Source organism: Serratia grimesii NBRC 13537 (genome assembly GCF_001590905.1).
Classification (GTDB): domain Bacteria; phylum Pseudomonadota; class Gammaproteobacteria; order Enterobacterales; family Enterobacteriaceae; genus Serratia; species Serratia grimesii.
This window is the reverse complement of sequence record NZ_BCTT01000034.1, coordinates 1-1,633: the sequence shown is the minus strand read 5'-3', so window position 1 is coordinate 1,633 and position 1,633 is coordinate 1. Positions and strand designations below refer to the sequence as shown.

The window sequence follows — 1,633 nt, the reverse complement described above, 5'->3', positions numbered from 1 at the left end:
TTTCATCAGACAATCTGTGTGAGCACTTCACGCAATCAATATCATTAGGTAAGGAGGTGATCCAACCGCAGGTTCCCCTACGGTTACCTTGTTACGACTTCACCCCAGTCATGAATCACAAAGTGGTAAGCGCCCTCCCGAAGGTTAAGCTACCTACTTCTTTTGCAACCCACTCCCATGGTGTGACGGGCGGTGTGTACAAGGCCCGGGAACGTATTCACCGTAGCATTCTGATCTACGATTACTAGCGATTCCGACTTCACGGAGTCGAGTTGCAGACTCCGATCCGGACTACGACGTACTTTATGAGGTCCGCTTGCTCTCGCGAGTTCGCTTCTCTTTGTATACGCCATTGTAGCACGTGTGTAGCCCTACTCGTAAGGGCCATGATGACTTGACGTCATCCCCACCTTCCTCCGGTTTATCACCGGCAGTCTCCTTTGAGTTCCCGCCATTACGCGCTGGCAACAAAGGATAAGGGTTGCGCTCGTTGCGGGACTTAACCCAACATTTCACAACACGAGCTGACGACAGCCATGCAGCACCTGTCTCAGAGTTCCCGAAGGCACTAAGCTATCTCTAGCGAATTCTCTGGATGTCAAGAGTAGGTAAGGTTCTTCGCGTTGCATCGAATTAAACCACATGCTCCACCGCTTGTGCGGGCCCCCGTCAATTCATTTGAGTTTTAACCTTGCGGCCGTACTCCCCAGGCGGTCGACTTAACGCGTTAGCTCCGGAAGCCACGCCTCAAGGGCACAACCTCCAAGTCGACATCGTTTACAGCGTGGACTACCAGGGTATCTAATCCTGTTTGCTCCCCACGCTTTCGCACCTGAGCGTCAGTCTTTGTCCAGGGGGCCGCCTTCGCCACCGGTATTCCTCCAGATCTCTACGCATTTCACCGCTACACCTGGAATTCTACCCCCCTCTACAAGACTCTAGCTTGCCAGTTTCAAATGCAGTTCCCACGTTAAGCGCGGGGATTTCACATCTGACTTAACAAACCGCCTGCGTGCGCTTTACGCCCAGTAATTCCGATTAACGCTTGCACCCTCCGTATTACCGCGGCTGCTGGCACGGAGTTAGCCGGTGCTTCTTCTGCGAGTAACGTCAATGAACAGTGCTATTAACACTGAACCCTTCCTCCTCGCTGAAAGTGCTTTACAACCCGAAGGCCTTCTTCACACACGCGGCATGGCTGCATCAGGCTTGCGCCCATTGTGCAATATTCCCCACTGCTGCCTCCCGTAGGAGTCTGGACCGTGTCTCAGTTCCAGTGTGGCTGGTCATCCTCTCAGACCAGCTAGGGATCGTCGCCTAGGTGAGCCATTACCCCACCTACTAGCTAATCCCATCTGGGCACATCTGATGGCGTGAGGCCCGAAGGTCCCCCACTTTGGTCCGAAGACGTTATGCGGTATTAGCTACCGTTTCCAGTAGTTATCCCCCTCCATCAGGCAGTTTCCCAGACATTACTCACCCGTCCGCCGCTCGTCACCCAGAGAGCAAGCTCTCCTGTGCTACCGCTCGACTTGCATGTGTTAGGCCTGCCGCCAGCGTTCAATCTGAGCCATGATCAAACTCTTCAATTAAAAGCTTGATTTGCTTCAACTCGTGAAGCGATGCTCGAAAA

Annotated in this window: 1 rRNA gene; it reads right to left on the bottom strand. The window is 53.3% G+C overall.

The features are described from left to right. Positions 1 to 49 precede the first annotated feature (49 nt). A 16S ribosomal RNA gene (locus tag SGR01S_RS23480) occupies positions 50 to 1,592 on the bottom strand. Between the last annotated feature and the right edge of the window lie 41 nt (positions 1,593 to 1,633).